The organism is Novosphingobium organovorum (assembly GCF_022832435.1).
In the GTDB taxonomy this organism is placed as follows: domain Bacteria; phylum Pseudomonadota; class Alphaproteobacteria; order Sphingomonadales; family Sphingomonadaceae; genus Novosphingobium; species Novosphingobium organovorum.
Window position 1 is genome coordinate 1 of the sequence record NZ_JALHLF010000011.1, and the last position, 16,029, is coordinate 16,029.

Annotated in this window: 19 protein-coding genes, 1 tRNA gene and 1 pseudogene; 8 read left to right on the forward strand and 13 right to left on the reverse strand. The window is 66.5% G+C overall.

The features are described 5' to 3' along the window. Both MTR62_RS05050 and lptB read right to left on the reverse strand, forming a co-directional pair. Nucleotides 1-347, reverse strand: a pseudogene (locus tag MTR62_RS05050) (RNA polymerase factor sigma-54); the annotation flags it as partial. Nucleotides 348-373: 26 nt separating this feature from the next. Continuing rightward, on the reverse strand, nucleotides 374-1,168 hold the full coding sequence (gene lptB / locus MTR62_RS05055; RefSeq protein ID WP_244017609.1) for an LPS export ABC transporter ATP-binding protein: 795 nt from the start codon (nucleotides 1,166-1,168) through the stop codon (nucleotides 374-376). A 278-nt stretch (nucleotides 1,169-1,446) separates the two neighbouring features. On the opposite strand from lptB, the gene MTR62_RS05060 reads away from it, so the two are divergent. Together MTR62_RS05060 and MTR62_RS05065 are read left to right on the forward strand one after the other, a co-directional pair. Continuing rightward, nucleotides 1,447-1,893: a hypothetical protein gene (locus tag MTR62_RS05060; RefSeq protein WP_244017611.1), complete on the forward strand. Its 447-nt coding sequence runs from the start codon at nucleotides 1,447-1,449 to the stop codon at nucleotides 1,891-1,893. Nucleotides 1,894-2,099: 206 nt separating this feature from the next. Then, nucleotides 2,100-3,446: a TldD/PmbA family protein gene (locus MTR62_RS05065; RefSeq protein ID WP_244017613.1), complete on the forward strand. Its 1,347-nt coding sequence runs from the start codon at nucleotides 2,100-2,102 to the stop codon at nucleotides 3,444-3,446. A 111-nt stretch (nucleotides 3,447-3,557) separates the two neighbouring features. On the opposite strand, the gene MTR62_RS05070 is transcribed toward MTR62_RS05065, so the two are convergent. Beyond that, a tRNA-Gly gene (locus tag MTR62_RS05070) sits at nucleotides 3,558-3,632 on the reverse strand. 221 nt (nucleotides 3,633-3,853) lie between these two features. Between MTR62_RS05070 and MTR62_RS05075 the strand changes: the two genes are divergently transcribed. Both MTR62_RS05075 and MTR62_RS05080 read left to right on the forward strand, forming a co-directional pair. After that, nucleotides 3,854-4,756, forward strand: a complete 903-nt coding sequence (locus MTR62_RS05075; protein ID WP_244017615.1) for a tetratricopeptide repeat protein — start codon at nucleotides 3,854-3,856, stop codon at nucleotides 4,754-4,756. Nucleotides 4,757-4,783: 27 nt separating this feature from the next. Then, complete coding sequence (locus tag MTR62_RS05080; protein WP_244017617.1) at nucleotides 4,784-5,398, forward strand: LON peptidase substrate-binding domain-containing protein; 615 nt, start codon at nucleotides 4,784-4,786, stop codon at nucleotides 5,396-5,398. Between the two features lie 18 nt (nucleotides 5,399-5,416). Here the strand turns inward: MTR62_RS05080 and MTR62_RS05085 are convergent, their stop codons facing one another. The 7 genes from MTR62_RS05085 to MTR62_RS05115 all read right to left on the reverse strand — a co-directional run bounded on the left by MTR62_RS05085 (nucleotide 5,417) and on the right by MTR62_RS05115 (nucleotide 10,511). Then, a complete protein-coding gene (locus MTR62_RS05085; RefSeq protein WP_244017619.1) occupies nucleotides 5,417-6,043 on the reverse strand; it encodes a MarC family protein in 627 nt (208 codons plus the stop codon). Then, complete coding sequence (locus tag MTR62_RS05090; protein ID WP_244017621.1) at nucleotides 6,040-6,798, reverse strand: hypothetical protein; 759 nt, start codon at nucleotides 6,796-6,798, stop codon at nucleotides 6,040-6,042. Before MTR62_RS05090 ends, MTR62_RS05085 begins: the two co-directional genes overlap by 4 nt. Then, nucleotides 6,795-7,688: a bifunctional methylenetetrahydrofolate dehydrogenase/methenyltetrahydrofolate cyclohydrolase FolD gene (gene folD / locus MTR62_RS05095; RefSeq protein ID WP_244017624.1), complete on the reverse strand. Its 894-nt coding sequence runs from the start codon at nucleotides 7,686-7,688 to the stop codon at nucleotides 6,795-6,797. The genes MTR62_RS05090 and folD overlap by 4 nt, the downstream gene beginning before the upstream one ends. Next, the gene (locus tag MTR62_RS05100; protein WP_244017626.1) at nucleotides 7,688-7,984 is read right to left on the reverse strand and encodes a YggT family protein; all 297 of its coding nucleotides are present in this window, start codon (nucleotides 7,982-7,984) and stop codon (nucleotides 7,688-7,690) included. The genes folD and MTR62_RS05100 overlap by 1 nt, the downstream gene beginning before the upstream one ends. A gap of 228 nt (nucleotides 7,985-8,212) precedes the next feature. After that, nucleotides 8,213-8,770 carry a hypothetical protein gene (locus tag MTR62_RS05105; RefSeq protein WP_244017628.1) on the reverse strand — a complete coding sequence of 186 codons (558 nt, stop codon included), beginning with the start codon at nucleotides 8,768-8,770 and terminating at the stop codon, nucleotides 8,213-8,215. 37 nt (nucleotides 8,771-8,807) lie between these two features. Further along, nucleotides 8,808-9,719, reverse strand: coding sequence for an acetylglutamate kinase (argB, locus tag MTR62_RS05110; RefSeq protein ID WP_244017630.1), 912 nt, complete (start codon nucleotides 9,717-9,719; stop codon nucleotides 8,808-8,810). A 102-nt stretch (nucleotides 9,720-9,821) separates the two neighbouring features. Next, entirely contained in the window at nucleotides 9,822-10,511 is a 690-nt protein-coding gene (locus MTR62_RS05115; protein ID WP_244017632.1) for a queuosine precursor transporter, read from the reverse strand. 102 nt (nucleotides 10,512-10,613) lie between these two features. Here MTR62_RS05115 and MTR62_RS05120 point away from each other — a divergent pair, with 102 nt between their 5' ends. Together MTR62_RS05120 and MTR62_RS05125 are read left to right on the forward strand one after the other, a co-directional pair. Further along, the gene (locus tag MTR62_RS05120; protein ID WP_244017634.1) at nucleotides 10,614-11,939 is read left to right on the forward strand and encodes a NupC/NupG family nucleoside CNT transporter; all 1,326 of its coding nucleotides are present in this window, start codon (nucleotides 10,614-10,616) and stop codon (nucleotides 11,937-11,939) included. A gap of 125 nt (nucleotides 11,940-12,064) precedes the next feature. Continuing rightward, the gene (locus MTR62_RS05125; RefSeq protein WP_244017636.1) at nucleotides 12,065-12,430 is read left to right on the forward strand and encodes a DUF4870 family protein; all 366 of its coding nucleotides are present in this window, start codon (nucleotides 12,065-12,067) and stop codon (nucleotides 12,428-12,430) included. A 67-nt stretch (nucleotides 12,431-12,497) separates the two neighbouring features. Here the strand turns inward: MTR62_RS05125 and MTR62_RS05130 are convergent, their stop codons facing one another. Further along, a complete protein-coding gene (locus tag MTR62_RS05130; RefSeq protein WP_244017638.1) occupies nucleotides 12,498-12,938 on the reverse strand; it encodes a hypothetical protein in 441 nt (146 codons plus the stop codon). A gap of 270 nt (nucleotides 12,939-13,208) precedes the next feature. Beyond that, on the reverse strand, nucleotides 13,209-14,264 hold the full coding sequence (locus tag MTR62_RS05135; protein WP_244017640.1) for a ribonucleotide-diphosphate reductase subunit beta: 1,056 nt from the start codon (nucleotides 14,262-14,264) through the stop codon (nucleotides 13,209-13,211). A 444-nt stretch (nucleotides 14,265-14,708) separates the two neighbouring features. Between MTR62_RS05135 and MTR62_RS05140 the strand changes: the two genes are divergently transcribed. Next, the gene (locus tag MTR62_RS05140; protein WP_244017642.1) at nucleotides 14,709-14,966 is read left to right on the forward strand and encodes a DUF2171 domain-containing protein; all 258 of its coding nucleotides are present in this window, start codon (nucleotides 14,709-14,711) and stop codon (nucleotides 14,964-14,966) included. A gap of 153 nt (nucleotides 14,967-15,119) precedes the next feature. Here the strand turns inward: MTR62_RS05140 and MTR62_RS05145 are convergent, their stop codons facing one another. Beyond that, entirely contained in the window at nucleotides 15,120-15,584 is a 465-nt protein-coding gene (locus MTR62_RS05145) for a PepSY domain-containing protein (RefSeq protein WP_327194380.1), read from the reverse strand. A gap of 143 nt (nucleotides 15,585-15,727) precedes the next feature. Between MTR62_RS05145 and MTR62_RS05150 the strand changes: the two genes are divergently transcribed. Then, the gene (locus MTR62_RS05150) at nucleotides 15,728-15,955 is read left to right on the forward strand and encodes a DUF2171 domain-containing protein (protein ID WP_244017646.1); all 228 of its coding nucleotides are present in this window, start codon (nucleotides 15,728-15,730) and stop codon (nucleotides 15,953-15,955) included. The last annotated feature ends 74 nt before the right edge of the window (nucleotides 15,956-16,029 follow it).

Genomic DNA, 16,029 nt, shown 5'->3' on the forward strand with positions numbered 1-16,029 from the left:
GCCTCGCCGTCGCCGGTATCGACATCACGGTCGATCGCGGCGGTGTCGATGTCGAGCGGGCGATCCTCGCCGCCGCGCCCTTCGCCGATCAGCTGGTCCGTGCCCGAGGTTTCGAGCGCGGTGCGGCGCACCTCCTCACCGGGGGCCTCGGCGGGACCGCGCCCGTCGGCGGAGGGTTCGGGCGCGGCGCTTGCCACGTCGAGCAGCGGATTGGCGTCGAGCGCGTCACCGATGAAGGTTTCGATTTCGAGGTTCGACAACGCCAGCAGCTTGATCGCCTGCTGGAGCTGCGGCGTCATGACGAGCGACTGGCTCTGGCGAAGGTCCAGCCTTGGCCCCAGCACCACCGCTCAGCTCCCGCCGCGAGCGGGCCTCACAACGTGAAGCCCTCGCCCAGGTAGAGCCGGCGCACGTTCTCGTCGGCGACCAGCGCTTCGGGGCTGCCGGCGAACAGCACCTGCCCGCCGTAGATGATGCAGGCGCGATCGACGATGTCGAGCGTCTCGCGCACGTTGTGATCGGTAATCAGCACGCCGATGCCGCGCGTCTTGAGATCCGCGACAAGATGGCGGATGTCCGAGATCGACAGCGGATCGATACCCGCGAACGGTTCGTCGAGCAGCATGATGGTCGGTTTGGCAGCCAGCGCGCGCGCGATTTCGGCGCGGCGGCGTTCGCCGCCCGAAAGCGCCATCGCCGGGCTCGAGCGCAGGCGGGTAAGGCCGAATTCGTCGAGCAGGCGCTCCAGCTCGCTCTGGCGCACGTCGCGGTCGGGCTCGTTGAGCTCGAGCACCGCACCGATGTTCTGTTCGACTGTCAGCCCGCGAAAGATCGAGGTTTCCTGCGGCAGATAACCCAGCCCGAGCACCGCACGGCGGTACATCGGCAGGCGCGTCACGTCGACGCCGTCCATCAGGATGCGCCCCGAGTCCGGCCGTACCAGGCCCATGATCGAATAGAAGCAGGTGGTCTTGCCCGCTCCGTTCGGCCCAAGCAGGCCAAGCACTTCGCCCTTGGCGACCGACAGCGAGATGTCGGTCAGCACCGCACGCTTGTCGTAGCTCTTGGCAATCGAGATCACTTCGAGCCCATCGCCCACGGCGTCGGCGCGCGTGGCCCGGAATGGCTCGGAGGCAGGCTCGGCGGGAAGATCGGTAGTCGCTGTCATCCCCCCCGATGTACGCAGCCGCTCGGGCATCGGCAAGGGCGGTTTGCGTGCCTTTTTCGGCAGGTCACATGCCGATGGCAGGTTTCGTGCATGGTCGGGCGACCTGCGCTCCGAGTCGGGGCCCGAGCAAGGCCAGCCTGCATCCCCAACGACCGGGCCGGTGGCAGCAACAATCTGTCGAAAGACTGTACCCAAAAGTTGCAAAAATGCCACGAAAACTTGATCTGGGCGCCGATCGATGGTCTATTCGACCCGCTTTCACGCTCACGAGCCCCGCCATGGACAGGAACAAGCCGCCCGCCGCGATGAGAACGCCCCACCCCGACCCCACCGCTCCGGCGCAATCGCCCCTGGCTCCGTCCGTGCCGACACACGCCGGGCGCCCGCCCGCCGCGCCGATCGACTGGCGCCGCCGGATGAGCGATCACATCGCCTACGCGCTGCTCGTCTACACGGCCCTCCAGATTTTCGTGACGATCGGCGCGCTCAAGGCGGGCGAAGGCTCGCTGCTGCCCTACTTCGCGCTGATCGTGCTGGTCATGGCGATCATTCCCGCCTGCCGCCACTTCGAGGCGCGCTGGAACCGGCTGACCGACCGCGAAGCGCGCGACCCCGCGCTGGCCGCCACCTACCGGCGCGACCGGGCGGGCATCTGGGCCATCGCCATCGGCCTGCCCTTCGTGCTGACCGGGGTGTTCAAGCTGCTCGCCCTGCTGTTTTCCTGATCCCGCCCGCTCCCGGACCGCGCATCCCGGGTCGCCTGCCCCGCCGCAGCGGTCCGATCGGCCACCCCATCCCCCCGCTTCCGGGCAAAAACCACGGCTGACCATTTGCGCTTGGGCGCTGCGGACACTACCTCGTCACGCTCAAGGCATTGCGGTGCCCGCACACCCCGACCAGGGCGCCAACGCGATTTGGAGAGAATAGAGACATGCTCAGCCCGCAGCAGGCCCAGGACCGTGCGCAGGACCTGGTCGAACGCGCCCGCCGCGCCGGAGCCGACGCCGCCGATGCGATCTACGCCGCCAACGCCTCCGAAGGCATCCAGATCCGGCTCGGCAAGCTCGAGGACGTCGAGCGTTCGGAAAGCGAGCACATCGCCCTGCGCGTCTTTGCGGGCAAGCGCTCGGCCTCGATCGGCTCGTCCGACCTGTCACCCGCCGCGCTCGACGAACTGGCCGAGCGCGCGATCGCGATGGCCCGCCTCGCCCCCGAGGACGCCTACGCCGGGCTCGCCCCGGCTGAGCGGCTCAGCCACGCCCCCTGGCCCGAACTCGACATGATCGACCCGGCCGAACCCACCCCGCAGACCCTGCGCGCGCTTGCCGAAGAAGGCGAGGACGCCGCGCGCGCGGTGGCGGGCGTGACCAATTCGGACGGCGCCTCGGCCAGCGCCGGGCGCGGTGTCTTCGCGCTCGCCACCAGCCACGGTTTTTCGGGCGGCTACGCCTCGACCAACCACTCGATCAGCGTCTCGGTGGTCGCTGGCGAAGGCCAGGCCAAGCAGCGCGACAACGCCTGGCGCCAGGCCCATCACGCGCACGACCTGCCCTCAGCCGCCGAGATCGGCACGCTCGCGGGGACGCGCGCGGTAGGCCGGCTCAACCCCGGCCGGGTCAAGAGCGGGCCGCTGCCCGTGGTGTTCGACCCGCGCGTCGCCGGAACGCTCGTCGGCCATCTGCTTGGCGCGATTTCGGGCAGCGCCATCGCCCGGCGATCGAGCTTCCTGCTCGACAAGCTGGGGGCCCAGATCTTCCGCCCCGGCACCGTGATCGGCGAGGATTCGCATCGCCCGCGCGGGCTGCGCTCGCGCCCGTTCGACGGCGAGGGCCTGCCCACGCGCACCGGAAACCTCGTCGAGGATGGACGGATCACCGGCTGGCTGCTCGACAGCGCCTCGGCGCGCCAGCTCGGGCTCGAGCCGACCGGCCACGCGGCGCGCAGCGGGGGTGGGTCGCCCTCGGTCTCGGTGGGCAACGTCCACCTTGGCGCGGGGACGCTGTCGCCCAGCGAACTGATGGCCGACATCAAGGACGGGATCTACGTGACCGAGCTGATCGGCCAGGGCGTCAACGGCGTGACGGGCGATTACAGCCGGGGCGCATCGGGCTTTCGCATCGTGGACGGGCAGCTGGCTGGCCCGGTCGCCGAACTGACCGTGGCGGGCAACCTGCTGGCGATGTTCGCCGAACTGACCCCGGCCAACGATCTTGAATGGTACCGCGCGATCAACGTGCCGACCCTTCGCATCGACGGGATGACGGTGGCGGGCGAATAGCCCGCCGCCCCCGGCGCGCGCAAAAGCGCCCGCACAAGCAAGAGCGGCCCCGCTGGAGATCCTCCGCGAGACATTCAAACACTGTCCATGTAGGTAAAAAGGCTGTAAAACTGGAGCGGGCGAAGGGATTCGAACCCTCGACCCCAACCTTGGCAAGGTTGTGCTCTACCCCTGAGCTACGCCCGCTCTGGCGCCTTGTCCGGAAGGCTTTCGAAGCGCCGTGCGCTCCACCGCTTCCGGGGGGAGGCGGCCCATTAGCAGCGGCTTTCGAACCCGGCAAGCGCAAAATGAAAGAATTTGCGCAAAATTCCGATTTGCCCTCCCCGTGCCTTAAACCCCCTTCACAAACCCGCACCGAATGTCGATCTAGGCGCCTTTAGGATGCGGGAGCAGTTGCAGTGGCCAGCATGGGTCTGAATATCGAAGAGCAGAAGGCCGTGGACCGGTTCCGCAAGGACATCGTCGAACCCTCGATGACCCAGCTCGTCATTCTCGACTTCTGGGCCGAATGGTGCGGTCCGTGCAAGGCGCTCGCCCCGGTGCTCGACAAGGTCGCCGCCGAATACGCCGACAAGGGCGTGGTGCTCGCCAAGATCAACGTCGATGAAGAGCAGTTCATCGCCTCGCAGTTCCAGGTCCGCTCGATCCCGACGGTCTATGCGATGTTCCAGGGCCAGCCGGTCGCCGACCTGACCCAGGCGCGCAGCGAATCGCAGCTCAAGGCAACGCTCGACCAGCTGCTCTCGCAGCTCCCGGTCCAGCCCGGCGGCCAGCCGCCCAAGCCCGACATCACCCCGCTGCTCGCCATGGGCGAGGAAGCGCTTGCCCAAGGCGATGCCGAACAGGCCGCCGGGGTCTACATGCAGATCCTCCAGGCCGTGCCCGACAGCGTCGAAGCGGTCGCCGGGCTCGTGCGCAGCTTCGTCGCCGGGGATCGCATCGCCGAGGCCGAGCAGCTGCTCGCCAGCCTCGAGCCCGAGATGGCGAGCGATGCGCATCTCGATCGCGCGCGCAAGACGCTCGAGCTGGCCAAGGCCAAGCCCGAGGACGGCGAACTCGCCGCGCTGCGCGCCGCCGCGCAAGGCAACCCGGCCGACATGGACGCGCAGTTCGCTTTTGCCAGCGCGGCGTTTGCCGCGGGCGAGCGCGATGCCGCGGCCGACACGCTGCTGGCCATGGTCGCTGCGGATCGCACCTGGAACGACGGCGCGGCGCGCACCAAGCTGCTCGAGATCTTCGAGGCCGTCGGGCTCGAGGATCCCTGGGCAGCGGCTACCCGGCGCAGGCTCTCCACGATCCTGTTCGGCTGAGCCGGACCAGCGGAAGGTAGGCGGACCTTGGCGCGCATCACGATCTTTCCCCTGACCGGTGCGGTGCTCTACCCCAACCTTCAGCTGCCACTGCACATCTTCGAGCCCCGTTACCGCGCCATGGTCAGCGATGCCCTCGCGCGCGATCGGCTGATCGGGATGATCCAGCCGCAGCGCCCGCAGGAAGGCGCCCCGCTCTATTCGGTGGGGTGCCTGGGGCGGATCGGCGAGGTCGAGGCGCTGGAAGACGGGCGCTACAATATCATCCTCGAAGGCGAGCGGCTGTTTCGCATTACCCGCGAACTGGCCGTCAGTACCCCGTTCCGCCAGGTCGAGGCCGAGTTCATCGACGAGCCCGAGGACACCCCGCTCGCCCCGGTCGAACGCGCCTCGTTCGAACGCGAGGCCCGCCGCTTCGCCGAACGGCAGGGCTACGCGGTGGATTGGGAGCAGGTCTCGCGGCTCGACGACGTCTCGCTCATCAACGGGGTTTCGCAGATCGCGCCGTTCGATCCCGCCTCGAAGCAAGGCCTGCTCGAAGCCGGATCGCTCGCCGCGCGGTGCGAAATGCTGGTTCAGCTGATGCAGTTCTACGGCCGGCGCGGCGAACGCGACGAGGACGACGGCGCCACGCTGCAATAGTGCTGCCGCGAATCGCTGTCAGCTCAGCAGCGTCGCCTTGAGCCCGTCCAGCACGTATTGCGTGGCCAGCGCGGCCAGCAGCACGCCGAGCAGGCGGGTGATGACCGCCTCGACGTTCTCGCCCAGGATGCGCATCAGCGGCCCTGCGGCGGCAAGCGCGGCGAAGGTGAGCACCAGCACGCACAGCATCGCGGCAAGCACCGCCAGGGTCGCCTCGGTGCCGTGCGCGCGCGCGGTCAGCAGCATGATGGTGGCGATCGAGCCCGGCCCGGCGATCATCGGCATGGCCATCGGAAAGACCGACACATCGTCCACTTCGGTGTGCTGGGCCTTGTGCTTCTCGACCCGTTCCTCGCGCCGCTTGGTGCGCTTCTCGAACACCATCTCGATGGCGATGACGAAGAGCATGATCCCGCCCGCAATGCGGAACGCGTCGAGCTCGATGTGCAGCGCGCCCAGCAACTGCTCGCCGAACAGGGCGAAGACCAGCAGGATCGACGCCGAGATCAGACAGGCCCGGCCCGCCATGGTGACCGCCTGACGGCGGCTGGCCCCGGCCGACAGCCCGGCATAGATCGGCGCGCAACCCAGCGGGTCGATGACCACGAAGAACGCGGTGAACGCGCTGACGAACAATTCGATCATGGATTCCCCCCGGCGCCGTTCGCGCCTACCGCCCCGGCAGCGGCGCCCGTATACGTCAATTGCCTGTCCTCGCCATCGCTGAGCACGGTGACGACGAGTTTGGTCTCGCCCGAAGGCTGCGTGGCATAGCGCCAGCGCAGCGTCCCGTCGACCGAGCGCCCCTGCGAGGGCGGCCCCTCGGCGGTCACGCGGATCTCCTCCTCGCTGTCCGGCTTCTTGCCGCCGGGCACCGCCCAGGGCTGCGGCGCGGGGCAATCGGTGACTTTCGCGCGCACGAATTCGGGGATCGCGACCGGCTCGGCGCTCGGCGCGCCAAGGTCCACCACCCAGCGGTAGTCGCCCTTCTTGGGCCGCTGCTTCCAGATCGTGGTGTAGCGCCCGTGCGTGCCGTCGCTGCGGGTCCACCCGCCGCTCGTCAGCCCCATCGTGCCATCGCAGCTGATCCACACCTCGCTCGGCTGCCATTGCAGCTGTCCAGGCGGGTCCTTGCGCCCCCCGAGCCAGCCTTGCGCGAGCACCGGCTGCGGCACGAAGAGCACCGCTGTCTCATCCGCGAAATCGCGAAACGCGGCCCACTGTCCCTTCTCCCGCACCCGGCGGTTGAAGGCCAGTTCGGTGGCGACGAGCGCGCTGGGGTTGGCCGTTCCCGCGCCCGCAGGCCCCGCCGGACGCCGCTCGCGCGCGTCGAGGCCGCCCACGGGAGCGAGCGCGCCTGCGATCAGCGCCAGCGTCACGAGACCGCGCGTGCGGATCAAATCGCGCTCTCGTCCAGCGCGATCCCGGCGTTGCGGTGGGCAGCGACGATGGTGTTGCGCAAAAGGACCGCGATGGTCATCGGACCGACCCCGCCCGGTACCGGGGTGATGGCGCCGGCCACCGTGCTGGCCGAGGCGAAATCGACATCGCCGACCAGCCGCGACTTGCCTTCCTGCGCGCCCGCGACGCGGTTGATGCCCACGTCGATGACCGTGGCGCCCGGCTTGATCCATTCGCCCTTGACCATTTCGGGCCGACCGACGGCGGCGACCACGATGTCGGCGCGACGCACCACATCGGGCAGATCCCTGGTCCGGCTGTGCGCGACGGTGACCGTGCAGCTTTCGGCGATAAGCAACTGCGCCATCGGCTTGCCCACGATGTTCGAGCGCCCGATGACCACCGCGTCGAGCCCGGAGAGCGAGCCGAGCTGGTCCTTGAGCAGCATCACGCAGCCCAGCGGCGTGCAGGGCACGAAGCCCGGCAGCCCGGTCGCCAGACGCCCGACGTTGACGACGTGAAACCCGTCGACGTCCTTATCCGGGTTGATCGTGGCGATCACCTTCTGCTCGTTCATGTGCGCGGGGAGCGGCAACTGGACGAGGATGCCATCGACCGCCGGATCGGCGTTGAGCGTCTCGACCAGCGCCAGCAGGTCCGCCTCGCTCGTCTCGGCGGGCAGCTTGTGTTCGAAGCTTTCCATGCCGCAGGCGATCGTCTGCTTGCCCTTGTTGCGCACGTAGACCTGGCTGGCCGGGTCCTCGCCGACCAGGACCACCGCGAGCCCCGCCTTGCGGCCGGCGGCGGCTTCGAACGCGCTCGCCAGAACGCCGATACGCTCGCGAAGACCGGCCGCGAAGGCCTTTCCGTCAATGATCGACGCGCTCATCAGGCGTAACTGCTTGCAGCAAGACCACTCAGGATGATCTTGAGGATATTGAGACCCACGATCAGCACCAGCGGCGAAAAATCGATCGCGCCGGTGTTGGGCAGGAACTTGCGGATCGGGCGCAGCAGCGGCTCGAGCACCGCGTTCAGGCCCTGGTAGATCCCGGCGACGAACTGGTTGTGCATGTTGACGACATTGAACGCGATCAGCAGGCCGAGCACGAACTGCACGATCACCACGAAGACGATGATGTTCACGAGGTAATCGATGATCTGGTAGAGCGTGTAGAAGAGCAAGCCTTGCTCCTTTCCTGCTGAAACGGGTCTGCACCCGGTCCGCGCGTGAACGCGCGCGGGTGGAATGGCCGCGCTGATAGCCCAAGCGCCCCGATTCCGGCAAGAGCGGCTCTGCAATGCGCCATCGTGGATCGACGAGGGGTCAGGAACGGACTGAACGGCGCGCATCCGGCCCGGCCACTCCGAGCCCGACCACAGCCGGTCATGCCTGTCCTTTTCGGCGACGCGTTACTGCGTCAGCGTGGAGGTGCGCTCGATCCGCCAGTTGAGCTGCTCTTCGCTCGCCCCGGGAACATCGTTCACGCGGCGCAGCACGATCGTGCCGCGCTTGGAGGGGCGTCCATCCGCAAAGTCGATCACGATCGGCGCTTCGTAATAGAGCGAGCCCGCCGCACCGGCGTTGTCCCCCTTGCCCACCGCGATGCGGGGTCCCGCCTTGCCGCCGAATTCGTCGCGCAGCTTTTCGGGCGTCATCTGCGCATCCAGGCTCCACGCCTTGGCGGCGTCGATCCAGTCACCCAGGCGAATGGCGTTGGTGTAATAGCGCAGCAGGCGTTCGGGATCGCGCCGCTCGGTCAGGGCATCCATGTCGAGCGCGCTGGCGATCCCGCCCGATGCCGCCGCGGTGGCATCGGCACTGGGCTGGACCTCGGGAACCAGCACGTCGGCCGCCGCCGCGCCCGTCGCGCCCTCACTGGGCTGCGTTGCGGGGGTCTGCGAATCGCACCCGGCGAGCAGCAGGGCTGCGCTGCACAGCAGGGTGGCGATGACGGCTTGGGTACGCATGGCGGTGAATATTGCCTTTTCTTGCCCGTAGTTGCTTTCAGATGGCGGCCGGACCCGATCGGATCAAGGTGCCAGCCCCCTCTTGCGTGAATATTTCGAGAAGCATGGCATGCGAGACACGCCCGTCAAGCACGACGGCCGCCTCGCAGCCCGCCTCGACCGCGAGAACGCAGGTTTCCAGCTTGGGGATCATGCCCCCCGAAATCGTGCCATTCGCCTGCAACTCGGCAATGTCCGCCGGGCGCAGGTCGGTCAGCAGGTTGCCCTGCTTGTCGAGCACGCCGTGCACGTCGGTCAGCAGGAACAGCCGCGCCGCGCCGAGCGCGGCGGCAATCGCGCCCGCCATGGTATCGGCGTTGACGTTGTAGGTTTCGCCATCGGCGCCCGTGGCGATCGGCGCGATCACCGGGATCATGCCCGAGGCCGAAATCGTCTCGATCACGCTGGTGTCGATCCGCTCCGGCTCGCCGACATAGCCCAAGTCGACGACCCGCTCGATCAGGCTGTCGGGGTCCTTCTTGGTGCGCTGGACCTTGCGCGCGGTGACCATCTTGCCATCCTTGCCCGAGATGCCCATCGCCCGGCCGCCTGCCTTGGCGATCCAGCCCACGATCTCCTTGTTGATCGCGCCCGACAGGACCATTTCGGCGACTTGCGCGGTTTCCTTGTCGGTCACGCGCAAGCCGTCGACGAACTGGCTTTCCACGCCCACCTTCTTGAGCATCGCACCGATCTGCGGGCCGCCGCCGTGCACCACCACGGGGTTGATGCCCACCGCCTTGAGCAGGACGATGTCCTCGGCAAAGTCGTGCGCGAGTTCGGGATCGCCCATGGCGTGACCGCCATACTTTACGACGAACGTGCACCCGGCATAGCGCTGCATGTAGGGCAGTGCGTCGACGAGGGTTTCGGCTTTTGCAAGCAGAGCGGGATCGTGAGGATTCGGCATGGGCCCGCTTTACCCCTCCTGACGCGGAATTGAAGGTTTTTTATGCCCTTTTTCGTGCATGGCGCGCAAGTAACCGGCCGCCGAACGGCACATCGTGCCCAATCAGGCCCGGCGCGTGCCGTCCAGCCGCTGCCCGAGGCGCACGAAGAACAGGATCAGCGGGGGCACCATGATCGTGGAAAGCAGCAGCTTGGAGATGATCTGCCCTTCCATGATCGCCACCAGCGGCAGGTCCAGCCCGATGAACGAGATGGTGATGAAGATCACCGTGTCGACGGCTTGCGAAAGCATGCCCGCCAGCCAGGCGCGCAGCAGCAGCACCGCGCCGCGCTCCTGCCCCAGCGTCTTGCCCGCCAGCCGCGAGAAGACATAGACGTTGAGCGTCTGCGAGACGCCGTAGGAAATCAGCCCAGCGAACTGCATGCGCGCGCCCTGCCCCAGCAGCCGCGCGAAGGCTTCCTGATCGCTCCACATTTCCGAGGCCGGCGGCACGACGTGGATCACCAGCGTGATCAGCACCATCGAGACGATCAGCGGGATGAAGCCGTAGCGGATCAGCCGGTTGGCGATCGCACGGCCGTGCAGCTCGGCCACCGCGCTCGACAGCACGACGAGGAACAGGAAGGCGAAGATGCCCGATTCCACCGCCAGATCGCCCAGCACCGGCCAGTGCCCGAGCGAGGCCAGCTTGGTTCCCAGCACCCCCGCCAGCACGACGAGGCCGCCGTACAGCAGCGAGAAGATGAAGAGCGAGCGCGGAAGGGTGACGGGCGTGGCGGCGGGCTGGTTCATGACCATCCTCTAACCGCCTCGGGACAATTGCACTAGCCGTCTTGCGCATCCGCCTCTAGGTTCCGCCGATTCCCTACCTATTTCACGGAGAAGCGTGCCTCGATGCATGTCGCCTACAGCCTGTTCGGCATTGTTCTCATCATGGCGCTGGCATACCTGCTGTCGGCCAACCGCAAGGCAATCCGCCTGCGGGTCGTGGCTGCGGCGTTCACGCTGCAGGCCGGTCTTGCCGCGCTCGTACTCTACGTGCCGTTCGGAAATCGCCTGCTGCGTGGGGCGGCCGGGTGCGTGGAAAGCCTGCTCGGCTATGCCGCGGACGGCACCAATTTCCTGTTCGGCCCGCTCGCCAAGCCCGAGATCGGCGGCGCCAGTTTCGCCATTTCCGCGCTTCCGGTGATCATCTTCTTCGCCTCGCTGATCTCGGTACTCTATTATCTGGGGATCATGCAGCTGGTGATCCGCTGGATCGGCGGCGCCCTGGAAAAGGTCACCGGCATCAGCAAGGTGGAAAGCCTGTGCGCGGCCTCGAACATCTTCGTGGGCCAGAGCGAAAGCCCACTGGTGATCCGCCCCTATCTTGCCAACCTCAACCCTTCGCAGCTGTTCTGCGTGATGAGCGTGGGCCTCGCCGGTGTCGCCGGAACGATCCTGGCCGCCTACGCCTCGATGGGCATCCGCATCGACTATCTGGTGGCCGCGGCCTTCATGTCGGCACCGGGCGGGATCTTCATGGCCAAGATGATCATGCCCGATCCGATCCACGCCGCAGCGGGTCCAAGCGACGTGCACGAGGGCCACAACCCGCCCGCCGGAATGGCCGCCGCCGCGCTCAACCGCGATGACGTGACGCACCAGCCGGGTGTCCATATCGACGAGGTCGAGCCGGTCGAGCACGAGGAAGAAAAGCCCGCCAACATCATCATGGCCGCTTCGCAGGGCGCGCAGACCGGGGTCAAGCTGGCGGTGGCGGTCGGCGCGATGGTGCTCGCCTTCGTCGCGCTCATCGCGCTGGCCAACGGCATCATCGGCTCGCTGGCCAGCCTGATCGGCTACGACGGGGTGACCTTCCAGGGCCTCATCGGCTACGTCTTCGCGCCGGTGTTCTACCTGCTCGCCACGCCCGACTGGCACGAGGCGATGCAGGCGGGCAGCCTGTTCGGCACCAAGATCGTGCTCAACGAATTCGTTGCCTTCATCGAACTGGGCGGCGATGCCGGACTTTCGCCGCGCACGGTGGCAGTGGTGACCTTTGCCCTGTGCGGCTTTGCCAACTTTTCCTCGATCGCGATCCAGATGGCGGTGACCGGCAGCCTTGCCCCCAACCAACGCCCGCACATCGCGCGCATGGGGCTTCGCGCGCTGGCCGCGGGCAGCCTCTCCAACCTGATGAGCGCAGCGCTCGCGGGGCTTTTTCTTGGCCTTTCCTGAGTAAAGACGCCCAGAATTTCACGCCAATTCAAGTCGCTCGACGAAGGCACTCCCGCCTTCGTCGAGCGTTCTTGCGTACTGCGCCGTAAGACCGCATCATGAAGCCCTTCGTAACGGAGGGTGCCATGACCGATTTCGATCGACCGACTTCGACGGGTTCGAATTTCGAATTCAACAACCCGACCATCATCTGCCTGCTCTACTTCGCTTCGTTCATTACCGGCGTGACCGCGATCATCGGCGTCGTGCTGGCCTTCGTCTGGCGGGGCGAGGCCAATGCCGACTGGGAACTCTCGCACTACCAGTACCTCATCAACACGTTCTGGATCGGCCTGGTCGGCAGTATACTGGGCGCGATGCTGATCGTCGTGCTGGTCGGCGTCCTGATCCTGCCCGCAGTGTGGGTTCTGGTGATCGTGCGCACGGTGCTCAGCCTGCTCAACGCGCAGAAGCACCAGGCCATGTCCAATCCGGGGTCCTGGCTGATTTGAAGGACAAGGGGTCAGGGCCGCCACCTCCCTGCACAGCGCAAGAGAGGCAGCGCCCGCAGCCTGCGGCTCAACCGCCCGCGCGCCTGCTCTTCTCGGACCCCTTCTCGGGCTTGAGCTTCTTCTTGGGGATGCGGCTTGCGAAGTGGTCCACATCGCCCTTGGAATAGGCGTAGAGCTGTTCGATCGGCACGCGGTATTCGCGGCGCCCGTCGGTCAGCACGATGGTGTTGCCCACGACCTTCTCGACCGTCCCGATCGGCGCGCCGCTGGCTTCGACGATGGGCGTGCCGGGCGTCAGTTCGCGCGGCGAGATGTTGCGCACCATCTCGAGGTAGGGGCTCTGCTTGGCCTTGGCGATTTCCTCGGGCGTGCGCGCGATCACGCCGCTCTGGGCGTGGAGCGCGCCGGACGCGGTCGCGGCAAGGGCAAGGCTGCCCCAAAGGGCAGTGCCGAGGACGGTCTTGAAAGCGGCTTCACGCCGCATGCGAAACGGGCTCTTGCGGAGCATCTCGAAACTCCTTCACATCACAAATCAATCGCCCCGCCTGCACTCTCTCCCAAGACGTTTTCGTCCAGCCTTTACGCCGAAACACGCAAGGCCCGGCTTTGGTTGCAAAGCCGGGCCTCTCGCCTGATGTAGTGGGCCCGGCTCTGGTTGCAACGCCGGACCTCTCCCTGATCGACGGGCGGCCTGGATAGGACCTGATCCCACCCCAAGTTTGCATGGTGATGCCGGGAAACCCGCACAAGGTGCGAGCCTCACGGCTTCGCCGTAGCGTTATTCGGCCGCCTGGGTCCCTTCGAACAGGCCCGGCTCGCTGCCGTCCGCCGCATCGTCGGCCACGTCGTTGGCCTTGACCTTCTTGCGTGCGTCGAAGTTGGTCCACACGGTGTTCCAGTCACCGCGCGTGGCGCCCTTGGAGTATTCCGTCGCGCGCGTCTCGAAGAAGTTGGCGTGCTCGACGCCGTTGAGCAGCGGCTGGAGCCAGGGCAGCGGGTGTTCGTCGATCATGTAGATCGGCTTGAGACCCAGCTGGTCGAGGCGCCAGTCGGCGATGTAGCGGATGTACTTCTTGATGTCCTTGGCGGTCATGCCCGGAACCGGCCCCATCTCGAAGGCGAGATCGATGAAGTTGTCTTCCAGACGCACGGTGGTCTGGCATACGTCGGCGATGTCGTCCTTGACCGCCTTGGTCAGGCAACCGCGTTCCTTGGTGAAGGCGTGGAACATCTGGGTGATGCCCTCGCAGTGCAGCGATTCGTCGCGCACCGACCACGAAACGATCTGGCCCATGCCCTTCATCTTGTTGAAGCGCGGGAAGTTCATCAGCATCGCGAAGCTGGCGAAGAGCTGCACGCCCTCGGTGAAACCACCAAACATGGCCAGCGTGCGCGCAATGTCCTCGTCGGTGTCGACACCGAACTTCTGCAGGTAGTCGTGCTTGTCCTTGAGCTCGGCGTATTCGAGGAAGGCGCCGTATTCGCTCTCGGGCATGCCGATGGTGTCGAGCAGGTGCGAATAGGCCGCGATGTGCACCGTCTCCATGTTGGAGAAGGCGGTCAGCATCATCTTGATCTCGGTCGGCTTGAAGACGCGCGCGTACTTCTCGTGGTAGCAGTCCTGCACCTCGACGTCGGCCTGGGTGAAGAAGCGGAAGATCTGCGTCAGAAGGTTGCGCTCATGCTCGGAGAGCTTCTGCGCCCAGTCACGGCAATCCTCGCCCAACGGCACTTCCTCGGGCAGCCAGTGGAGCTGCTGCTGACGCTTCCAGTAGTCGTAGGCCCAGGGGTACTCGAAGGGCTTGTAGGTTTTACGCGCGTCGAGAAGGGGCATGGGCGAATGACTCCGATGGATCCAAAGGTGGTGTGCGTTGTGTCGCAGGACACCCCCGGCGCGCCGCGCGCGGCCCGGACATCCTGCGGCTTTATCTTGCGACCCCGGCGCGGATCGCGTCCGAAACGGGGACAGCCTCGATAACCCGATTTGCCCTGCCTTGTGCAGCCCATCCGGGATGACTTTTTCAAAGTTTGCACAGCTTTGAATCATACATCTTGATGCTGCGCAAGAGGCAGGACGCAAGACCTAGTGCACACACCGGCAGCCCCGCGCCCCGCCGCGACTCGCCGATTTGCCGCCAATGCGCGTTGCGCACGCGATTTCCCGCCCCTCGCACGGAACGCGAGGGGCCCTGGCCACGTTGAGCAAGAGAGTCACGTTGAACAAGAGACAGGCGGCGGCGCCCATCCCGCCTCCTGCCCGACGCACCGGAGAAACGCCATGACGGTCGACACCCCCTTCCCCACCGAGCCCGAAACCGCCTGGACGACGGTCGCTGGAACCATCCGCAAGGGCATGAACGTGATCGACGCTGAAGGCACGTGCCTCGGGCAGGTCGAAACGCTGGTCGGCGACGAGGTCATGCTTGCGGGTGACGGCGGCCACGGGTTCATCGCGCTCAGCCAGATCGACGGCGTGGGCGAGAAAGGCGTGCTGCTGTCCGATCGCGGCGACGCCATGTTCGGCATGGCGTCCTGACCGGACACGGCGCGCGGCGCTTCCCATCCTGAGACGCGAAGGCCCCGCGGCGCACACCGCGAGGCCTTCGTGTTTTAGCGCAGGGCAAGGCGCCCAAGGCGCCTTGCCGCTCAAAGACTGTTTTAATTGGCTGCACCGGCCTCAAACACGCGCCTACTTCCAGAACCAGCGCGGGCTGAGCTTGCGGCTCTTGCGGTTCTGCCACATCTGGACATAGAGCCAGATGCCCGAGATCGAGAAGAACACCAGCGCCAGCCCCGAAAGCACCGAGATCGCGGTGCCGATCGGCCCGAAGGTCTCGCCCGAGTGGAGGTGGTGGAACAGGCCGACCATGCCACGGATGCCCGAACTGTCCCCGCGCGGCGGCATGCAGCGCCAGCCCTCGGGGCACTGGAAACCGGCAGGCGGGGTTGCGGCGGCCTGGCTCGCCGCCTCGGACGCGCCCGAAGGCCACAGCACTGCGACCTGGCTGAGCACGCCGGTCACGGCGATCCACAACATGAAGATTCCAAAGAAAACCGATACCCAGCGGTGCCACTTGCGCATGTTCGAAAGACCCCTTGATGATGTCACACTACGCCTCCTGACAAGCCGATCAGACCGCCCTGTCGCAAGCATCAAATTGTCTCAATTGGTAAAATAACGCCGATATCCGCAGGTCGTGGCGGATCTGCGATGAACTCAGGAACGCCGCTGCACCCCTGCCCGTTACATTGATGACGCCTCGCAAGAGGCACCAACGACAGACAGGAGAGAGATCTATGTTCGAGAAGCTGCGCATCCGCGAGCACATGGAAGTCGCCGACGCCAACGGCCAGCACGTGGGCACGGTCGACGATGTGGCGAACGACCAGATCAAGCTGACCCGTACCGACAGTTCGGACGGCCAGCACCACTTCCTCGCGATGGAAAACGTCGACCGGATCGACGACAACCGGGTCTACCTCAAGGCTGGCACCCCCATCCCGATGGGCGTAGGCGCGAACTGACACCGCGCGCGGTGCCGGACACCCTCCCCGGCACCGCAGCGAGCCCCGGCTTTTTCCGCCAGGGAAAGGCCGGG